The 310-nt window shown below is 46.8% G+C and carries 1 rRNA gene; it reads left to right on the plus strand.

What is annotated here, in order from left to right:
- Window positions 1-213: 213 nt before the first annotated feature.
- A 5S ribosomal RNA gene (gene rrf / locus HP552_RS03465) occupies window positions 214-310 on the plus strand; the annotation flags it as partial.

The following is a 310-nucleotide window of genomic DNA, read 5'->3' on the forward strand; positions in this document are numbered from 1 at the left end:
ATAGGCTGGGGGTGGAAGTGCAGCAATGCATGGAGCTGACCAGTACTAATCGGTCGAGGGCTTATCCAATATGCAGGTTTTAATCGCAAATTTCGTTTCGGATCTAGTTTTCAGAGAATAATCTCTGAAATGAAAATTGGTACATCACGGAATGTGTGTATGATTTTCAGTTCCATATTTGATTTTAAGAAGCATGGCTTCGACAAAATCACGTTTGGTGGCGATAGCGGAGGGGTTCCACACGTACCCATCCCGAACACGACCGTTAAGCCCTCTAGCGCCGATGGTACTTGGACCGAAGGGTCCTGGG

Source organism: Paenibacillus xylanilyticus (assembly GCF_013359935.1).
In the GTDB taxonomy this organism is placed as follows: Bacteria; Bacillota; Bacilli; order Paenibacillales; family Paenibacillaceae; genus Paenibacillus; species Paenibacillus xylanilyticus.